Genomic DNA, 16355 nt, shown 5'->3' on the forward strand with positions numbered 1-16355 from the left:
GAAAGTGGCGTTCCGAGACGATCCCCGACAATCATGCCGCACCGGCGGCGCGGCCGCCCGGCGGCGCGCTCAGGCGCGCACGGCCACCGTCTCCACCGGCACGACGTCCACCGCGTGGACCGTCGTGTGGGTGCCGGCCGTGCGCGTGACGCCGCGCACGGGCGACACGTCGGAGAAGTCGCGCCCGTGGCCGATCACGATATGGTCGGCGCCGACGAGGATGTCGTTGGTCGGGTCGTACTCGATCCAGCCGAGCTCGGAGCCGCACCAGGCGGCGACCCAGGCGTGCATCGCGTCCGCGCCCTCGAGCCGCGCCTCGCCCGGCGGCGGGGTGGTGCGCAGGCACCCGCTCACATAACCCGCCGGAATGCCGAGCCCGCGCAGGCACGCGATCATGATGTGCGAGAAATCCTGGCACACGCCCTGGCGCTTGCGGAACGCCTCGGCGAGCGGGGTCGTCACGGTCGTGGCGCCCGGCTTGTAGGCCATGTCCCGATGGATCGCCTTGCCGACGGCGAGGACCGCCGCGAACACGCTCGGCGTCCCCTCCGCCACCGCGCGCGCATAGCGCGTCGTCTCGGCCGGCAGCGGGATGCGGGGCGAGCGGCCGAGAAAATGGTGCGGCGCGCGGTCGGTGAGATGGCGCGTCGCCGCGATCTCGGCCGCGAGGTCGCCGAGGCGGGGGGAGATGTCGAGCCCGTACTCGATGGCGTGCCGCTCGACGCGGGCCTTCAGGGAGAAGGTCACGTTGCGGTGCGGCTCGTAGAAGGCGACGTCCACGGCGGCGTTGCCGAAGAAGTCGCGCCGGTTCGACCATTCCTCAGGGCGCGGGTCGATCGACAGCGTGGTGACGAGCACGCGCTGCGCCTCCACATTGTCGCGCGGGGTGAGCATGACGATGTCGCGGCTCGCCGACACGTAGGAATCGTAGCGATATTTCACGCGTATGGAGACGTCGTAGAGCATCAGATGAGATAGCTCTTGGCGAGGCATTCGGAGAGGGCGAGGATCTCTCGCTCCAGCGCGCTGAGGTGGCGCGTGTCGAGCGTCTCCGGCGTCTCCACCGCGAAGCCCGTGCGCACCTTGAGGACCGCCCGCTGGAGCGGGGTGAGCTGCCGGTGCTCCTCCGAGCCGGGCAGCATCTCCACGTGCTTCTCGATATCGTCGAGCTGGTAGATCACCGCGCGCGGGTTCAGCGGATCGAGCGCGAGGAGGTCGACCACCGTCGCGCGCGTGGTCGTCACCGCGTAGCGGCGGCGGTGCGACATCTCGCTGTCGGCGACCTCCACGGCGAAGTCGAGCGAGCCCTCGGGCGCGGCGGGGTCGGCGAAGGTCGCGAGCAGCGCCGTCAGCGAGGCGGCGCGCTCGATCGAGCGGCCGATGCTCATGAAGCGCCAACCGGTGAGGCGGTACATGTTCTCGTGCACGAGGCCGGAGAAGCCGGACATCTTGCGCAGGAGGAGGCCCATCGCGCGCGCCGTCTCGTCGCCCGGCTGCGTCCGCCCGGCGAGGCCCGCGATCGTGTGGGAGAGATCGTTCAGCGCGTTCCACCCGTCGACCGAGAAGCGGTCGCGGATGTTGGCGGCGGCGGCGGCGGCCGAATCGACGGCGCCGACGAGCACGGCCGGGATGCACTCCCCCTCCTCCACGCCGAGCGATTCCAGATAGTCGCCCGAATAGGCGACGACCGGCGTCGCGTCGGACGAGGCCTCGGCGATGCGGATATGGTGGGCGCGCAGGAGGCGGACCGTGTGCTCGGTCCGCTCCATGTAACGTCCCAGCCAGAAGAGATTGTCGGCCGACCGGCTCGGCAGCACCGTCGGCTGCGGGCGCACGAAGGGGGCCGACGCCGGGGCGAGCATCGTCTCGTCCGGCACCGCGTGATCGGCGACGACCCACACGTCCGCGACCCCGCCGCCGTGCTGGAGGGCGAGCGCGGCCGTCCCGCTTTCGCGCCCGATCCGCGCGAAGCCGCCGGGCATCACCTGCCACCCCTCGGCCGTGCGCACGAGGAAGACGCGCAGGCTCATCGGGCGCGGCACGAGGCGCGTGCCGTCGAAGGCCGGCGTCGTCGACAGCGTGACCACCTCCTGGCCGACGAGATTGCCGGCATTGGCGTCGATCCAGGACTCTATCGGGCTGTCCATCGGGCGGCTGAACTTGCCGGCGACGGCGTGGATGTCGTTCGCGTCGAAGAGGAGCCCCGTGGAGAAGGCATTGCCGATCGACATGCGCGAGAAATTCGCCTTCACCGCCGCCCGCGCCGCATCCTGCCCACACCACCAGGTGGCGATGTTCGGGATCGCGAGCGGCGCGCCTGTCAGCGCCTCGCAGATGCGGGGCATGAAGGCGAGGAGCGCGCGCATCTCCACGACGCCGGAGCCAAGCGCGTTCACCATCGTGACCGTCCCCGCCCGCAACGCGCCGACGAGGCCGGGCGTGCCGAGGGCGGAGGATTCGTCGAGCTCCAGCGGATCGGCCCAGGCCGAATCGAGACGGCGCCACAGGACGCTGATCGGGTTGAGGCCGGCGACGGTGCGCACCATGAGCTGGCCGTCGCGCACGGTCATGTCGTCGCCCTCGAGAAGGGTGAAGCCGAGATAGCGCGCGATATAGGCGTGCTCGAAATAGGTGTCGTTCATCGGGCCGGGCGTCAGCACCCCGACGCGGCTCTGCTCGGGACCGCGCAGGCGCGTCAGCGAATCGCGGAAGGTGCGGAAGAAGCCGGCGAGGCGATGGACGTTCGCGCGGGCGATGTGCTCGGGATAGACGCGCGTGATGGCGACGCGGTTCTCGAGCGCGAAGCCCGCGCCCGACGGCGCCTGCGCCCGGTCTCCCAGCACCCACCACTGCCCCTGCGGCCCGCGCCCGATATCGAAGGCGAGGAAGTGGAGATAATGCCCGCCGCGCGGCTTCACGCCGACGAGGGGACGCAGCCATTCCGGGTTCTCCGCGACGAGCGCGGCCGGCAGGTGCCCCTGCTCCACGAGCGTGTTCGGCCCGTAGAGATCGGCGACGACCTGTTCCAGCAGGTCGGCACGCTGGATGAGGCCCGTCCCGATCGCGTTCCACTCGTCCTCGTTGATGAGGACGGGCATGTGGCTGAGCGGCCAGTCCCGCTCCGCGGGCCCCTCCTCGCCATAGTGGCGATAGAAGACCCCGGCGTCGCTGAGATATTGGTCGCCCCGGACCCGGCGCAGCGCGAGATCTTCCGGCTTCATCGCCGCGAGCGCGGTGACAAAGTCGCGCCAGACCGGCCGGATCGCGCCGTCCGGCGTCAGCAGCTCGTCGGGAACGCCCTCGATGGTGCGATAGTCCGCGAGGAGACGCGCGAGACGGCGGTCCGTGCCGCGAATCGGGGGAGCGGCCATGTTGTCGATCACGCGCGCGCCTCCGCGCGGCCCGACGGACGCGGCGAGAGGGCGACGGCGCCCGGCGAGGCCGAGGGCGGGACGGCGCGCTGAAGGATCAGCGCGTCAGATGCCGGGACCACGTCTGAGGTCGAGCGTCATCGGGAACTCCGGGTGGGCCCTCTCCGGGGCCGGCATGTAAAGCCCGGGAGTGTGACCGTGCGGCTCGAAGCGCGCAAGCCGTCGCGCCTCCGCTTCGTTACTGTTCACCGGGAAGGTTTCATAGTTGCGCCCGCCGGGGTGGGCGACGTGGTAGACGCACCCGCCGATCGCACGGCCGGACCAGGTGTCGAAGATGTCGAGCACCAGGGGCGCGTTGACCGGCAGGACCGGGTGCAGCGCCATCGCGGGCTGCCACGCCTTGTAGCGCACGCCGCCGACCGCGACGCCGTTGGTGCGCGTCGGCGTCATCGGCACGACGCGCCGGTTGACGACGATGCGGTAGCGCTCCGGGTTGCCCGCGGTGACCTTCACCTGGAGCCGCTCGACCGAGGAATCGGTGTAGCGCACGGTGCCGCCGATCGCGCCGACCTCGCCGAGCACATGCCACGGCTCCAGCGCCTGGCGCAGCTCCAGATGGACGCCCTCCACCTCGATCTCGCCGCAGAAGGGGAAGCGGAACTCGGCCTGCGCCTCGTACCACTCGGAGCGGAAGTCGAAGCCGTGCGCGCCGAGATCGCCGAGCACCTCGAGGAAGTCCTGCCAGATCATCTCGGGCAGCATGAACTCGTCGTGGAGGCGCGTGCCCCAGCGGATGAGCTCGCCCGTCAGCGGCTGGTGCCACATGCGCGCGATGATCGCCCTCAGGAGCACCTGCTGGGCAAGGCTCATGCGCGGGTCGGGCGGCATCTCGAAGCCGCGGAACTCGATGAGGCCGAGCCGGCCCGTCGGCCCGTCCGGCGAATAGAGCTTGTCGATGCAGATCTCGGCGCGGTGCGTGTTGCCGGTGACGTCGACGAGGATGTTGCGCAGGAGGCGGTCCGTCAGCCACGGCAGCGGCGGCATCCCCTCCCCCGGCCGCGGGATCTGGGCGAGCGCGATCTCCAGCTCGTAGAGCGAATCGTGGCGCGCCTCGTCGATGCGCGGCGCCTGGCTCGTCGGCCCGATGAAGAGGCCGGCGAAGAGGTAGGAGAGGCTCGGATGGCGCTGCCAGTGCAGGATGAGGCTCTTCAGGACGTCCGGTCGGCGCAGGAACGGCGAATCCATCGTCGTCGCCCCGCCGACCACGACATGGTTGCCGCCGCCGGTGCCCGTGTGGCGCCCGTCGATCATGAACTTGTCCGCGCCGAGGCGGGACTGGCGGGCCGCCTCGTACACCTCCTCGGTGGTCGCGACGCACTCCTCCCAGCTCGCGGCCGGGTGAATGTTGACCTCGATGACGCCGGGATCGGGCGCAACGCGGATCACGTTGAGGCGCGGATCGGTCGGCGGCGCGTAGCCCTCGATATGGACAGGCAGGCCCGTCTCCGCCGCCGCCTTCTCGATCGCCGCGAGGAGCTCCAGATAGTCCTCCGCGCTCTCCACCGGCGGGACGAACACGCACAGCCGCCCGTCGCGCAGCTCGACCGACATCGCGGTCCGCACGACCCCTTCGATCTCGTTCGTCATGAACTGCTCGACGCGGTCCTGCGTCGCCGTCGCGGCGGTGAAGTGGGCGACCGGCTGCGGGCGGGCGCCGCCCTGCTCGGCCGCGATCGCGTCGCTCGCGCGGAAGTCGGCGAGCGGCGGCCTCTCCACCGTCGGGTCCGCCATGTTGATGTAGGGATATTGGGAGGGCGGGATGTAGGCGAGCGAGGCGAGCGGCAGGCGGTAGCCGACCGGGCTGTCGCCGGGGACGAGGAGGAGATGGCCCCGGCGCGTGCGCCAGCGCTCGGAGACCCAGCGCCGCCCCTGGCTCTTCGCCTGCCAGCGCTGCACCGGCAGCACATAGCCGGCCGGCTGCGACAGGCCGCGCTCGAACACCTTCGACATGCGCGCCCGCGCCTCGGCGTCCTCGAGCTTGGAATCGCCCGGCGTCACGTTGTCGGGGAGGTTCGCCTCGCGCAGGACCCATTCGGCCGGGTCCTCAAAGGCGGGCGCCACGAAGTCGGTCGGGATGCCGAGCTCGTCCGCGATCTCGCTCATCAGGCGCTCGGCGTCCTTGGGCTCGGCCGCGGTCGGCTCGCCCTCCTTCGCGATGAGGGCGGCATTCTCCCAGATCGGCTTCTCGTCCCGCCGCCAATAGAGGGAGAAGGTCCAGCGCGGCAGCGTCTCGCCCGGATACCACTTGCCCTGGCCGTAATGGAGGAAGCCGCCGGGGGCGAAGCGGTCGCGCAGCTGACGGATCAGCGTGTCGGCGCGCTCGCGCTTCGTGGGGCCGACGGCGTCGGTGTTCCACTCGGGCGACTCGAAATCGTCGATCGACACGAAGGTCGGCTCGCCGCCCATGGTGAGGCGCACGTCTCCCGCCGCGAGCGAGACGTCGACATCGCGGCCGAGCTTGTCGAGCGCGGACCACGCATCCTCCGAGAAGGGCTTGGTGATGCGCGGATGCTCGGCGACGCGGTCGACCCGCATCTCGAAATTGAAGTCCACCTTCGCCGCGCTCGCGAGGCCGTGGATGGGGGCGGCGTTGCGGAAATGGGGCGTCGCGGCGAGCGGGATGTGGCTCTCGCCGGTGAGGAGGCCGGAAGTGGGGTCGAGGCCGATCCAGCCCGCACCCGGAAGATAGACCTCCGCCCAGGCGTGAAGGTCGGTGAAATCGTGGTCAGTGCCGGCCGGCCCGTCGAGCGCGACGAGGTCCGGCTTCAGCTGGATCAGGTAGCCTGAGGTGAAGCGCGCCGCGAGCCCCAGATGCCGCAGGATCTGGACGAGGAGCCAGGAGGTGTCGCGGCAGGAGCCGGTCCCCGCGATGAAGGTCTCCTCCGGCGTCTGCACGCCGGGCTCCATGCGGATCACGTAGCCGATCTCGCGCGAGAGGCGGCTGTTCAGCTCCACGACCATGTCGACCGTGTTGCGCGGCGTGCGGTCGAGCGAATCGAGGAAGGCCTGGAGGTGCGGGCCGACCGGCTCCGTCACGCGGTATATCGCGAGATCGTCGGCGATCTCCTCGGCATAGTCGAAGGGCCACTGCTCGGCGGCGGCCTCCACGAAGAAGTCGAACGGGTTGTAGACCGTCATGTCGGCGACGAGGTCGACCTCGATCTTCAACTCGTGCACCGGCTCGGGGAAGACGAACCGGGAGAGCCAGTTGCCGTACGGGTCCTGCTGGTGGTTCACGAAGTGGTTCGCCGGACTCACCTTCAGCGAGTGCGAGATCACCCGCGTGCGGCTGTGCGGCGAGGGCCGCAGCCGGATGACCTGCGGCCCGAGCGTGACGGGGCGGTCATACTGATAGTGGGTGAGATGGTAGATGGCGGCTTTGATGGACATAGCTTCGCGGAACCGGCGTCAGAACGGCGACTAGAAGTTTCAGTTTGACCCATTGCACAAATCTGGCCAGTCCGCACGCCGCGAACCGGACGACCGCCCGGACGGGGCGGAACGGGCGGCCGAAATCGCCGGGCGGGCGTGCTGGCGCGGCATCGGGACAGGCCGGCAGGAAAGGTCAGTCGCGCGTGGCGACGACGGCGTCCGCCTCGATCTCGACCAGCCACTCCGGATTGACGAAGCGGTTGATGGCCATGATCGTGTCGACCGGCCGCGTATCGCGGCAGTAGAGCTTGCGCGCCTCGATCGCCGCCTTCCAGTTGTCGATGTCGGTGAGGATCACGCGCGTGCGCACGATGTCCTCGAGCCCCGACCCGGCCTCCTCGAGTGCGGCCTTGATGATTTCGAAGCACTGCCGCGTCTGGGCGTAGACATCGCCGATTCCGACCGTCTTGCCGTTGGCGTCGACCGGCGCGGTGCCGCCGACGCTGATATAGGGCCCGACCCGCACGGCGCGGCTGAATCCCACGACCGACTCCATCGGATTTCCGTTGGAGATGAGCTGGCGTCTGTAATCCACGTCTCGCCCTCCGTCTTCGCCGCGCGAAAAGCAGACGCGGCCCATTGATCTTCGCGGCCGGGAACCCTGATGTTCCAACCCCGAGTATCATTACCGACAATTGAGTTGGAATTAGTTCTATTTTTTTAGTAAAATCGACGGGCTGGGGGCAATTGAGCTGATGTTTAAGTGGGCCCCAAAGTTACCCTTCGGGGACTACAAGCATGAATAAGGAAAAGAAACCATGAGCCAGATTGGTGGCGGACAAGTCCTGTTCAGCGACGACTTCAATACAAACGGCCGGATCGATTCTAACAAGTGGCGGCCCAATGTCGGCGATGGCTCCTTCCTGGGCGCCACGCAGATGCGGCCGACCTTGCCGGTCGCCAAGGACGGCGTGCTGCGCCTCCAGCTCGACACGTACAACCCGAGCGGAAATCCTGCCAAGCCGACCTATTTCGGCTCCGAAGCGATCAGCCGGCAGGAGTTCAGTGTCGGCAACGGCATCGCGTTCGAGGGCGAGATGCGCCTCGCGCAGGACCAGCGCGGCCTGATCGCCGGCTTCTTCCCCTTCTGGGGCGATGCGAACCGACATGACGAGATTGACTGGGAACTCATCCCCAATCGCGGCCTGAACAACGTTCAGACCAATCTCTACGTCAACGACACCTACAGCGGCGGCAACTGGAAGATCCACCCGATCGACGAGCCGATGACGGAGTTTCACACCTTCCGCATTGAGTGGCTGCCGAACCAGGTGCGCTGGTATGTCGACGGTGAGCTCGTGCGCACCGAAAACCAGTCGCCGACCCGTGCGATGGCGCTCCACCTCAACATCTGGGGGCCGGGCCTCGACTGGGATACGGCCGACCCGAGCCTGCGGCCGACGGGCAACCCCGCGCTGAACCAGTCCTATTTCTTCGAGGTGGACTGGGTGAAGGTGGAGGAGCTCGCCGCCTTCTTCGGCGACGGTGCGGCGAACCGCTCGGTCGGCAGCGCCGCCAACGACCTGATGCGCGGTGCGGGCGGGTCCGACGCGCTCATCGGCGGCCTCGGCGATGACACCATCGTCGGCGGCGAGGGTGACGACGAGATCTACGGCCAGGGCGGCAACGACCGCCTGATCGGCGCCGAGCACGACGACGCCCTCTTCGGCAACGCCCACAACGACCTGATGAGCGGCGGCGACGGCAACGACACGCTCGACGGCGGCCGCGGGTCGGACACGATGGATGGCGGCGACGGAACGGACCTCTTCCGCTTCGATTCCGTCACCGATTCCCCGGACGGCCCGCTGCGCGACAAGATCACGGACCTGCGTCCGCAGGAGGGCGACAAGATCGACCTGTCCGGGATCGACGCGAACACCAATGTCGCGGGCGACCAGGAATTCTACTTCCTGCGCCAGGCCGCGTTCGGCTCGCGCGATGGCATCGGCGACGCGGGTGAACTGCGCTACGAGGTGGTCGGCAACTCGATCCTCCTCCAGGGCGACGTGGACGGCGACGGCGTCGCCGATTTCGAGGTGCTGCTCTCGAACCTCTCCCACATCTACGCCGACTCGTTCATCCTCTGAGGACGAAAAGCGGCGGGCGGCCGACTCCGCCCCCGCGCCTCCCCGCCGCTCGCGCGGCCCAAACCCCAATCGCGACGCAAAAAACGCCCCTTGTGGCGGCACGATGCTTTGCGCGCGCGCAGATTTCGATTATTTGTTGCGCATATCAAATATTAGTCGGCCGAAGACAGAATTAAGGCCTACATTCCCTAAGCCTACACCTCAAAATAAACAGTTTGCGCGTCCGTTTGCGGACCGTCAGCTTCCCTAGAACTATTCTTTGTCCGGACGGAAATTTCCGTTCTCGTTCTAGGGTCAAGAATGAAATTCGCGAATCCTGGCGGTATCAATGCGCGTGACTTGAGCACAGCGCTCAATCGTTTCGTCGAACGACTGTGCGTTGTTCTTCTCGCGCTGCTGGTGATGACGGTGTGGCTCGGGATCTGCGCCCGCTATATCGACTTCATTCAGATCACCTTCACGGAAGAACTCTCGCGCTACCTGATGATCTGGGTGGCGCTGCTCGCGATCTCCTCCGGCATCGCCCGGCGCGAGCACGTCGGACTGACCTTCATCTTCGAGAGCCTGCCGCCGCCCGTGCGCCGCTGGCTCGGCATCGCGTTCGACCTCATCTCGTTCGCCTTCTTCGCCTTCATGTGCGTCTACGGCGTGTCCTTTGTGGAGCGCGGCTTCAACTCCACCACGATGATCCTCGACATCCCGAAGGCCTACCCCTACGCGGTCGTGCCGGTCGCGGGCTTCCTCAGCTGCGCCCAGCTTGCCCTGCGCATCGCCGCCGACTTCACCATCCCCGGCGAGGCGATGGCCCCCCAGGCGAGCGAGGTGTCCCAATGACCCTCGTCGGCGTCCTCTTCTTCGGCTTCCTCGCCTTCGGCCTGCCGGTCGGCATCGTCCTCGGCGTGTCCGGCCTCGTCGGCCTTTACCTCATGGGCGGCGGGCGCGTGTTCCTGATGGTGCCCGAGCGCATGTTCGCCGGGCTCGACATCTTCCCCTTCATCGCGATGCCGCTCTTCATCCTCGCGGGCGAGTTGATGAACCGCACCGGCATCACCGACTCGCTGGTCCGCCTCGCGACCTCGCTCGTCGGCTGGTTCCGCGGCGGCCTCGCCCACTCCAACATGATCGCCTCGGTGCTGTTCGCCGGCATCACCGGCTCGGCGACCGCCGACGCCGCCGCCTTCGGCAACACCTTCGTGCCCGCGATGGTGAAGGCCGGCTACTCGCGCGCCTATGCCTGCGCGGTGACGGCGGCGGGCTCGATCATCGGCCCGACCATCCCGCCCTCCTCGATCGCGGTCGTCTACGGCTCGATCATGAGCGTGTCGATCGCCGGCCTCTTCGCCGCCGCGATCCTGCCCGGCCTCCTCATCTGCGCGGCCTGCATGGCGGTGATCGCGGTGATGGCCGACCGCGAGGGGCTGCCCGCCGGCACCGGCCGCCCGTCCTTGCGCGAGATCGGCCACGCCCTCTCCAAGAGCGTCGGGGCGATCCTGCTGCCGGTCTTCATCATCGGCTCGATCGTCACCGGCGTCGCGACGCCGACGGAGGCGGCGGCCCTCTCGGTCGCCTACGCCCTTCTCCTCGGCGCGGTGGTCTACCGCTCGATCAACCGGGACGTCCTCTATATCAGCCTCGTGCGGACGGCCCGGCTCACCGGCGTCATCTTCCTCATCATCGCCACCGCCTCGATCCTCTCCTGGTGGATGGCCTTCAACCAGATCCCGCAGATGGTCGCCTCCGCGATCTTCGCGATCTCCACCGATCCGTCCGTCGTCATCGCGCTCATCATCGTCCTCCTCCTCCTCGTCGGGATGGTGATGGACAACAGCGCGACGCTTCTCGTCCTCGTGCCGGTGCTCGTCCCGATCCTCGACCGGGTCGGGATGGACCCGGTCCACGCCGGCATCGTCATCATCCTCTCGCTGAACATCTCGCTGATGACGCCGCCGGTGGGGGCCTGCCTCTTCGTCCTCGCCTCGGTGACGGGCGAGAAGGTCGAGGCCATCGCCCGCAAGCTCTGGCCGTACATCCTCGCCGAAGTCGCCGTCCTCCTCCTCGTCGCCTACTGGCCGGCCGTGACGATGTCCCTGCCGCGCCTCTTCGACCTTTAGTTCACACCACCGGAGTCGATCCTATGAACGCTCTCTTCCGACTCGGGGCGACCGCCGCGCTCGCCCTCACCATCGCGGCCCCGGCCGTGGCCGCGGACGCCACGATCCGCCTCTCCTATGGCAGCCCGGCCGATCCCTTCCGCAGCAATGCCGGCGCGATGGCGGCGGTGTTCAAGTCGCTCGTGGAAGCGGCGACCGACGGCGATGTCGAGGTCGCGCTCTACCCGAACGGCCAGCTCGGCCGCGACACCGAGCAGATCGACCAGGTCCGCAGCGGCCTCGTCGATTCCACCATGGCCTCCGCCGGCGCGATCGCGCTCCACTACCCGCTCGTCGCCGTCTTCGACCTCCCCTTCGCCTTCCCGAACATCGCGGTGGCGAGCAAGGTGATGGATAAGGACAGCGAGTTCGGACAGAAATTCGTCGCCGACATGGAAGACAAGACCGGGCTGAAGACGCTCGGCATGATCGACTCCGGCGGCTTCTTCGCCTTCGCGAACTCCAAGCGCCCGATCGCGACCGTCGAGGACATGAAGGGCCTCGCGATCCGCACGATGACGCTGCCGAGCCACCAGGCGATGATCAGCGCGCTTGGCGCGAAGCCCGTGCCGCTCTCCTCGACCGAGGTCTACACCGCCCTCCAGACCGGCACCGTCGACGGCGCGATGAACCCGATCCCGGTCATGAGCTACGAGCGCTACAACGAGGTGCAGGAATATCTCTCCCTCTCGAACCACGTCATCACGCCGACGATCTGGGTGATGAACCGCGACTTCTATGAGGGCCTGACCGACGAGCAGCGCACGATCGTCGACTGGGCGGCCGAGGTCGCGAGCGACGCCGGGCGCGGCATCAACCGCGTCATCGAGGCCTCCGACACCGGCCTCCCGCTCCTCGCCAGCAAGATGAAGGTCAACGCGATCCCGCCGGAGGAGCTCGAGAAGTTCGCCGAAGCGACGCAGCCGGCCGTGCGCGCCCTCATCGAGGAGAAGTACGGCGCGGAGGGCACCGCGATGCTCGACGCCCTCATCGCGAACATCGACGCCGTCAAATAGTCCGGCCGCGAGGCGCCCCGCGGCGCCTCGCCCTCCCCGAGGGGACGTCCCGGCACCCGGACGCCGCCGTCAGGACAAACAAAAGCTGACCCTAGCTCGCACGTTAAACAGTTTGCGAGGATCTCCCCCAAGCCGCAAAGTCTCGATTGTGCCGCACTGCTCGTTTTCAGCAATACCGACGCAAGACTTCTCCCCTCTCAAGGAATACACGATGTCCCTCGTGATCGAAGATCTTATGCCAACCTTCGGCGCGGTCGTCCGGAACGCGAACGTGTCGGGCTCGATTGCCCAGGACGAGTTCGACCAGATCGTCGAAGTCTTCCACAAGAAGCACCTCCTCGTGCTGCCGACGAGCGGAGTCTCGCCGACCGACCAGGTCGCGTTCAGCCGCCTCTTCGGCCCGCTGGAGATCCACGCCGAGACGCGCTTCGTCGATCCGACCCACCCCGAGATCATCCGCATCGGCAACTATCGCGAGAATGGCGAGCCGAAGGCGGCCTTCTCCGTCGGCGTCGAGCAGTGGCACGCGGACAGCTCCTACCGCCCGCTCATGAGCGTCGGCTCCCTCTTCTATGGCGAGATCGTGCCGCCCGAGGGTGGCGACACCCTCTTCGCGGACGCCACCACCGCCTATGAGGAGCTGCCCGCCGGCACGAAGGAGCGGATCAAGGACCTCTTCGCGGTCCACGACTACGAATATTTCGACCGCTGGCTGAACCTCGTGAACGAGGGCCGTCGGCCCTACACGGACGAGATGCGCGCCAAGTTCCCGCCGCACCGCCAGCCGCTCGTGCGCACGCACCCGGTCACCGGCGAGCGCTCGCTGCTCCTCTGCCCCGCCGTGATCAGCCACCTCGAGGGGCTGCCCGCCGAGGAGAGCCGCCTCATCATCGACGCGCTCATCTCCTTCGCGACGCAGGACCGCTACGTCTACCGCCACAAATGGACCGAGGGCGATCTCGTGATCTGGGACAACCGCGCCGTCCTGCACACGGCGAGTTCGTTCGACGCGACGCGCTACACCCGCCTGATGCGGCGCACCACGATCACCTCCGAGCTCCACTGACCATGCGTCCCCGCCTCACGCCGTCGCCGAGCCTCGCCGAGGACATGGATTGGCACATGCCTTGCTCGGCGTGGGGCATGGACGAATTGATCAATGTCAAAAGGCGGAGACTGCCTCCGCTCAACGCATTGCGGGCGTTCGAAGCCGCCGCCCGGCACGAGAGCTTTGCGCTCGCGGCACGGGAGCTGGGGGTCACGCCGGCGGCGATCAGCCGCCACGTGAAGATGCTGGAGGCGACCACCGGGCACGCCCTCTTCGAGCGCCACCCCCAGTCGCTGAGCCTCACGAGCTATGGCCGGGAGTGGCTCCCGGCCCTCTCCGAGGCCTTCAACATCCTCGAGATGAGCACCGCGCGCCTGCAGCGCAAACCCGCCCAGTCGCTCCTGTCGATCAGCGTCCACATGGCCTTCGCGACCGGCTGGCTCCTGCCCCGCCTCGCCCACTTCCGCAACGAATTCCCGCACATCAACCTGACGCTCAACACCCACACGGTGGCGCCGGAACTCGGCCCTTCCGGCCCGTTCGACGGGGTGATCATCTCCGGCACCGGCGAGTGGGAAGGGCTTGAGCCTCACTTCCTCTTCTCGCGCCGCATGGTGGCGGTCGCGAGCCCGCTCTACCTCGCCGAGCGCCGCCGCCCGCTGGCGCCGGAGGCGCTCCTCGACGAGACGCTGATCGTCGCGGAGAACTCGGCGGGCGACTGGGTGAACTGGTTCGCCCATCTCGGGATGCGCAACATCAGCATCAACCGCCACCTCACCTTCCCGACCGGCTTCCTGCCGGTCCAGGCCGCGATCAACGGGCTCGGCATCGCGCTCGCCGACCGCACGCTGATCGAGCGCGACCTCGATGGCGGCCAGCTCGTCGTCGTGTTCGACGCGCCCGAATATATCAGCAACATCGCCTGGTATTTCCTCCACCCGCAGACCGGCAGCCCGCCGCCGCCGATGCAGGCCTTCATCCACTGGCTCCAGCGCCAGGTGGCGAGCGGCCCGCTCCCGCCCGACACCTCCCGCCGGGTGAGCGTCGACGGCGCGGCGCGACCGGCCGAGGCCGCGCTCTCGCGCTGACCGGCCGGCACACCGTGTCGCGTCCCCGACGCGGGTCCTTCCCCGCCGCGACGCCTTTGTCCAAGATGACCCGCCGCCACCGTCCCGCCATCTCGACAGCGCGCGCGGACGGTGGAAAGGTCCGTACGATTAAGGCGCCGCCCGGCCGCCTTGCATGATCCCTCCGCCGGGGCGTCCGCTCCGGCTTCCCAGGAACGAGGACACTCCGTGAAGGGCAAGACACTCGTCACCGGCGCATCGGGCCTTGTCGGCCAGCGCGTCATGAAGAAGCTGACCGAGGCGGGCCGCGACCCGGTGGGCATCGACCTTGCCCGCAAGCCCGGCCACCTTCCGGTCGAGATCGTCGATCTCGGCGACATCCACCGCCTTCACGCCGTCACCCTCGCGCACGGCATCACCGAGATCGTCCATTGCGGCGCCGTCTCCGGGCCGATGGTGATGGTGGACAACCCGCACGCCATCGTGGTCGCCAACGTCCTCGGCACCACCAACATTCTGGAGCTCGCCCGCATCCACAAGATGCGCCGCGTGGTGTTCTGCTCCTCCACCAGCGCCTACGGGCCGACGCCGAAGCCGACATCGGAAAGCGGCATGTGGAAGGAGGACGCGCCGCTCAATCCGGCGAACGTCTATGGCGCGACGAAGGTCGCCTGCGAGGCGCTGATCAACGGGTATCGCAAGCAGCACGGGGTGGACGGCGTCTCGATCCGCCTCTCCTGGGTCTACGGCCCCGGCCGCACCACCGACTGCATCATCCGCGACATGATCGAGGACGCGTTCGCCGGCCGCCAGACCCGCATTGCCTATGGCGAGGGCTTCCCGCGCCAGTTCATCCACCGCGACGACGCCGCCGCCGCCCTCATCGCCGCGCTCGACGCGCCGGAGTGCCCGCTGCCGGCCTACACCGCGACGGGGGGCGAGTTCATCCCGCTCGGCCGTGTCGCCGCCCTCGTGAAGGCGGAGCTGCCGGACGCCGACATCGTGCTCGAGCCCAATGACGACCCGCAGGACGAGTGGCAGTACCGCTTCGACATCAGCGCCATCGAGGCCGATCTCGGCTACCGCCCGACCCACCCCTTCGCCGACGGGGTGAAGGAGTACGTCGCGTACCTGCGCCCGCAATGACCGGCGCACGGCGGCGCGGCCGTCGCCCCTGATTGTTGACTTGATCGCGCCGAGGGTGGACTTGCGAGGGACGGGACCGGTCCGCCGGCCCTTCCCTCCCCGCGCCGGGGACGGCCCGCCATCGCTGGCGCCCGCCTCCCCGGCCCTCCCAGAAGGCAGTCGCCATGGCGGTCACGAACGGAACCCTCAACGGGATCAGCTACAGCCTCGAGGGCGTGGAGGGCGCGCCGGTCGTGACCCTCTCCAACTCGCTCTGCACAGACCGGCGCATGTGGGACGGCCAGATGGACTATCTCGCCGCGCGCTACCAGGTGCTGCGCTACGACGTGCGCGGCCACGGCCAGTCCGTCGTCTCCGAGCCGCCCTACACCTATGAGGGCCTCACCGACGATATCGCCGCGATCCTCGACCATCTCGGCATCAAGGAGACCCACTTCGCCGGCGTCTCGATGGGCGGGATGGCCGCGCAGATGCTGGCGATTCGCCGGCCGGACCTCGTGAAGAGCATCTGCCCGATCGCGACCGCCCCGAACGCGCCCTATGGCAGCAAGGAGGTCTGGACCAACCGGATCGCCGTCGCCCGGTCCGAAGGCGGGCTCGCGAACCTCGTCGCCCCTACGATGGACCGCTGGATCACGCTGCGCACGCGGCGCAACAGCCCGGCCGCCTTCAAGGCGCTCTCCGACATGGTCCTCGCCACGCCGCCGCTCGGCTATGAGGGCTGCTGCCTCGCGATCGTCGGCTTCGACGTGCGGGCCGATCTCGGCAAGATCGACTGCCCCACCCTCATCATCGCGGGCGAGGAAGACCCCGGCACCACCGTCGACGATGCGCGGGTGATCCACGAGGGCATTCGCGGCTCCCGCCTCGAGATCATCGAGCACGGCAAGCACATCCTGAACGTCGACCAGAAGGCGGCGTTCGAGGCGCTCTTCTACCCCTGGCTCGCCGAGCAGACCGGGATCGCCTGATCCC

General features: G+C 68.4%; 12 protein-coding genes. 8 read left to right on the plus strand and 4 right to left on the minus strand.

Annotated elements, in window-relative coordinates:
* Positions 1-69: 69 nt before the first annotated feature.
* The 4 genes from DBV35_RS23685 to DBV35_RS23700 form a co-directional block, all read right to left on the minus strand.
* A complete protein-coding gene (locus DBV35_RS23685) occupies positions 70-966 on the minus strand; it encodes a transglutaminase family protein (protein ID WP_108662875.1) in 897 nt (298 codons plus the stop codon).
* Complete coding sequence (locus tag DBV35_RS23690) at positions 966-3371, minus strand: circularly permuted type 2 ATP-grasp protein (protein ID WP_108663441.1); 2406 nt, start codon at positions 3369-3371, stop codon at positions 966-968. The genes DBV35_RS23685 and DBV35_RS23690 overlap by 1 nt, the downstream gene beginning before the upstream one ends.
* Positions 3372-3476: 105 nt before the next feature.
* The gene (locus DBV35_RS23695) at positions 3477-6821 is read right to left on the minus strand and encodes a transglutaminase family protein (RefSeq protein ID WP_108662876.1); all 3345 of its coding nucleotides are present in this window, start codon (positions 6819-6821) and stop codon (positions 3477-3479) included.
* Positions 6822-6996: 175 nt separating this feature from the next.
* The gene (locus DBV35_RS23700) at positions 6997-7398 is read right to left on the minus strand and encodes a RidA family protein (protein ID WP_211100041.1); all 402 of its coding nucleotides are present in this window, start codon (positions 7396-7398) and stop codon (positions 6997-6999) included.
* Positions 7399-7621: 223 nt separating this feature from the next.
* Here DBV35_RS23700 and DBV35_RS23705 point away from each other — a divergent pair, with 223 nt between their 5' ends.
* The 8 genes from DBV35_RS23705 to DBV35_RS23740 all read left to right on the plus strand — a co-directional run bounded on the left by DBV35_RS23705 (position 7622) and on the right by DBV35_RS23740 (position 16351).
* A complete protein-coding gene (locus DBV35_RS23705) occupies positions 7622-8953 on the plus strand; it encodes a family 16 glycosylhydrolase (RefSeq protein WP_108662878.1) in 1332 nt (443 codons plus the stop codon).
* A 339-nt stretch (positions 8954-9292) separates the two neighbouring features.
* Positions 9293-9787, plus strand: a complete 495-nt coding sequence (locus DBV35_RS23710; RefSeq protein ID WP_205648843.1) for a TRAP transporter small permease — start codon at positions 9293-9295, stop codon at positions 9785-9787.
* Entirely contained in the window at positions 9784-11064 is a 1281-nt protein-coding gene (locus tag DBV35_RS23715) for a TRAP transporter large permease (RefSeq protein ID WP_108662880.1), read from the plus strand. The genes DBV35_RS23710 and DBV35_RS23715 overlap by 4 nt, the downstream gene beginning before the upstream one ends.
* A gap of 23 nt (positions 11065-11087) precedes the next feature.
* Positions 11088-12119, plus strand: a complete 1032-nt coding sequence (locus tag DBV35_RS23720; protein WP_108662881.1) for a TRAP transporter substrate-binding protein — start codon at positions 11088-11090, stop codon at positions 12117-12119.
* Between the two features lie 211 nt (positions 12120-12330).
* Positions 12331-13185 carry a TauD/TfdA dioxygenase family protein gene (locus DBV35_RS23725; protein ID WP_108662882.1) on the plus strand — a complete coding sequence of 285 codons (855 nt, stop codon included), beginning with the start codon at positions 12331-12333 and terminating at the stop codon, positions 13183-13185.
* Between the two features lie 77 nt (positions 13186-13262).
* Positions 13263-14255 (plus strand): LysR substrate-binding domain-containing protein, encoded by a 993-nt coding sequence (locus DBV35_RS23730; protein WP_170135022.1) that lies wholly within the window; start codon positions 13263-13265, stop codon positions 14253-14255.
* A 207-nt stretch (positions 14256-14462) separates the two neighbouring features.
* Positions 14463-15380, plus strand: a complete 918-nt coding sequence (locus tag DBV35_RS23735; protein WP_108662884.1) for an NAD-dependent epimerase/dehydratase family protein — start codon at positions 14463-14465, stop codon at positions 15378-15380.
* 164 nt (positions 15381-15544) lie between these two features.
* The gene (locus tag DBV35_RS23740) at positions 15545-16351 is read left to right on the plus strand and encodes an alpha/beta fold hydrolase (RefSeq protein ID WP_108662885.1); all 807 of its coding nucleotides are present in this window, start codon (positions 15545-15547) and stop codon (positions 16349-16351) included.
* The last annotated feature ends 4 nt before the right edge of the window (positions 16352-16355 follow it).

The organism is Acuticoccus kandeliae (assembly GCF_003073115.1).

Excerpts from the sequence above, each read along its gene's own strand:
- DBV35_RS23685 (WP_108662875.1), bottom strand. The coding sequence starts at position 966 with ATGCTCTACGACGTCTCCATACGCGTGAAATATCGCTACGATTCCTAC.
- DBV35_RS23690 (WP_108663441.1), bottom strand. The coding sequence starts at position 3,371 with ATGGCCGCTCCCCCGATTCGCGGCACGGACCGCCGTCTCGCGCGTCTC.
- DBV35_RS23695 (WP_108662876.1), bottom strand. The coding sequence starts at position 6,821 with ATGTCCATCAAAGCCGCCATCTACCATCTCACCCACTATCAGTATGAC.
- DBV35_RS23705 (WP_108662878.1), top strand. The coding sequence starts at position 7,622 with ATGAGCCAGATTGGTGGCGGACAAGTCCTGTTCAGCGACGACTTCAAT.
- DBV35_RS23715 (WP_108662880.1), top strand. The coding sequence starts at position 9,784 with ATGACCCTCGTCGGCGTCCTCTTCTTCGGCTTCCTCGCCTTCGGCCTG.
- DBV35_RS23720 (WP_108662881.1), top strand. The coding sequence starts at position 11,088 with ATGAACGCTCTCTTCCGACTCGGGGCGACCGCCGCGCTCGCCCTCACC.
- DBV35_RS23725 (WP_108662882.1), top strand. The coding sequence starts at position 12,331 with ATGTCCCTCGTGATCGAAGATCTTATGCCAACCTTCGGCGCGGTCGTC.
- DBV35_RS23730 (WP_170135022.1), top strand. The coding sequence starts at position 13,263 with ATGGACGAATTGATCAATGTCAAAAGGCGGAGACTGCCTCCGCTCAAC.
- DBV35_RS23740 (WP_108662885.1), top strand. The coding sequence starts at position 15,545 with ATGGCGGTCACGAACGGAACCCTCAACGGGATCAGCTACAGCCTCGAG.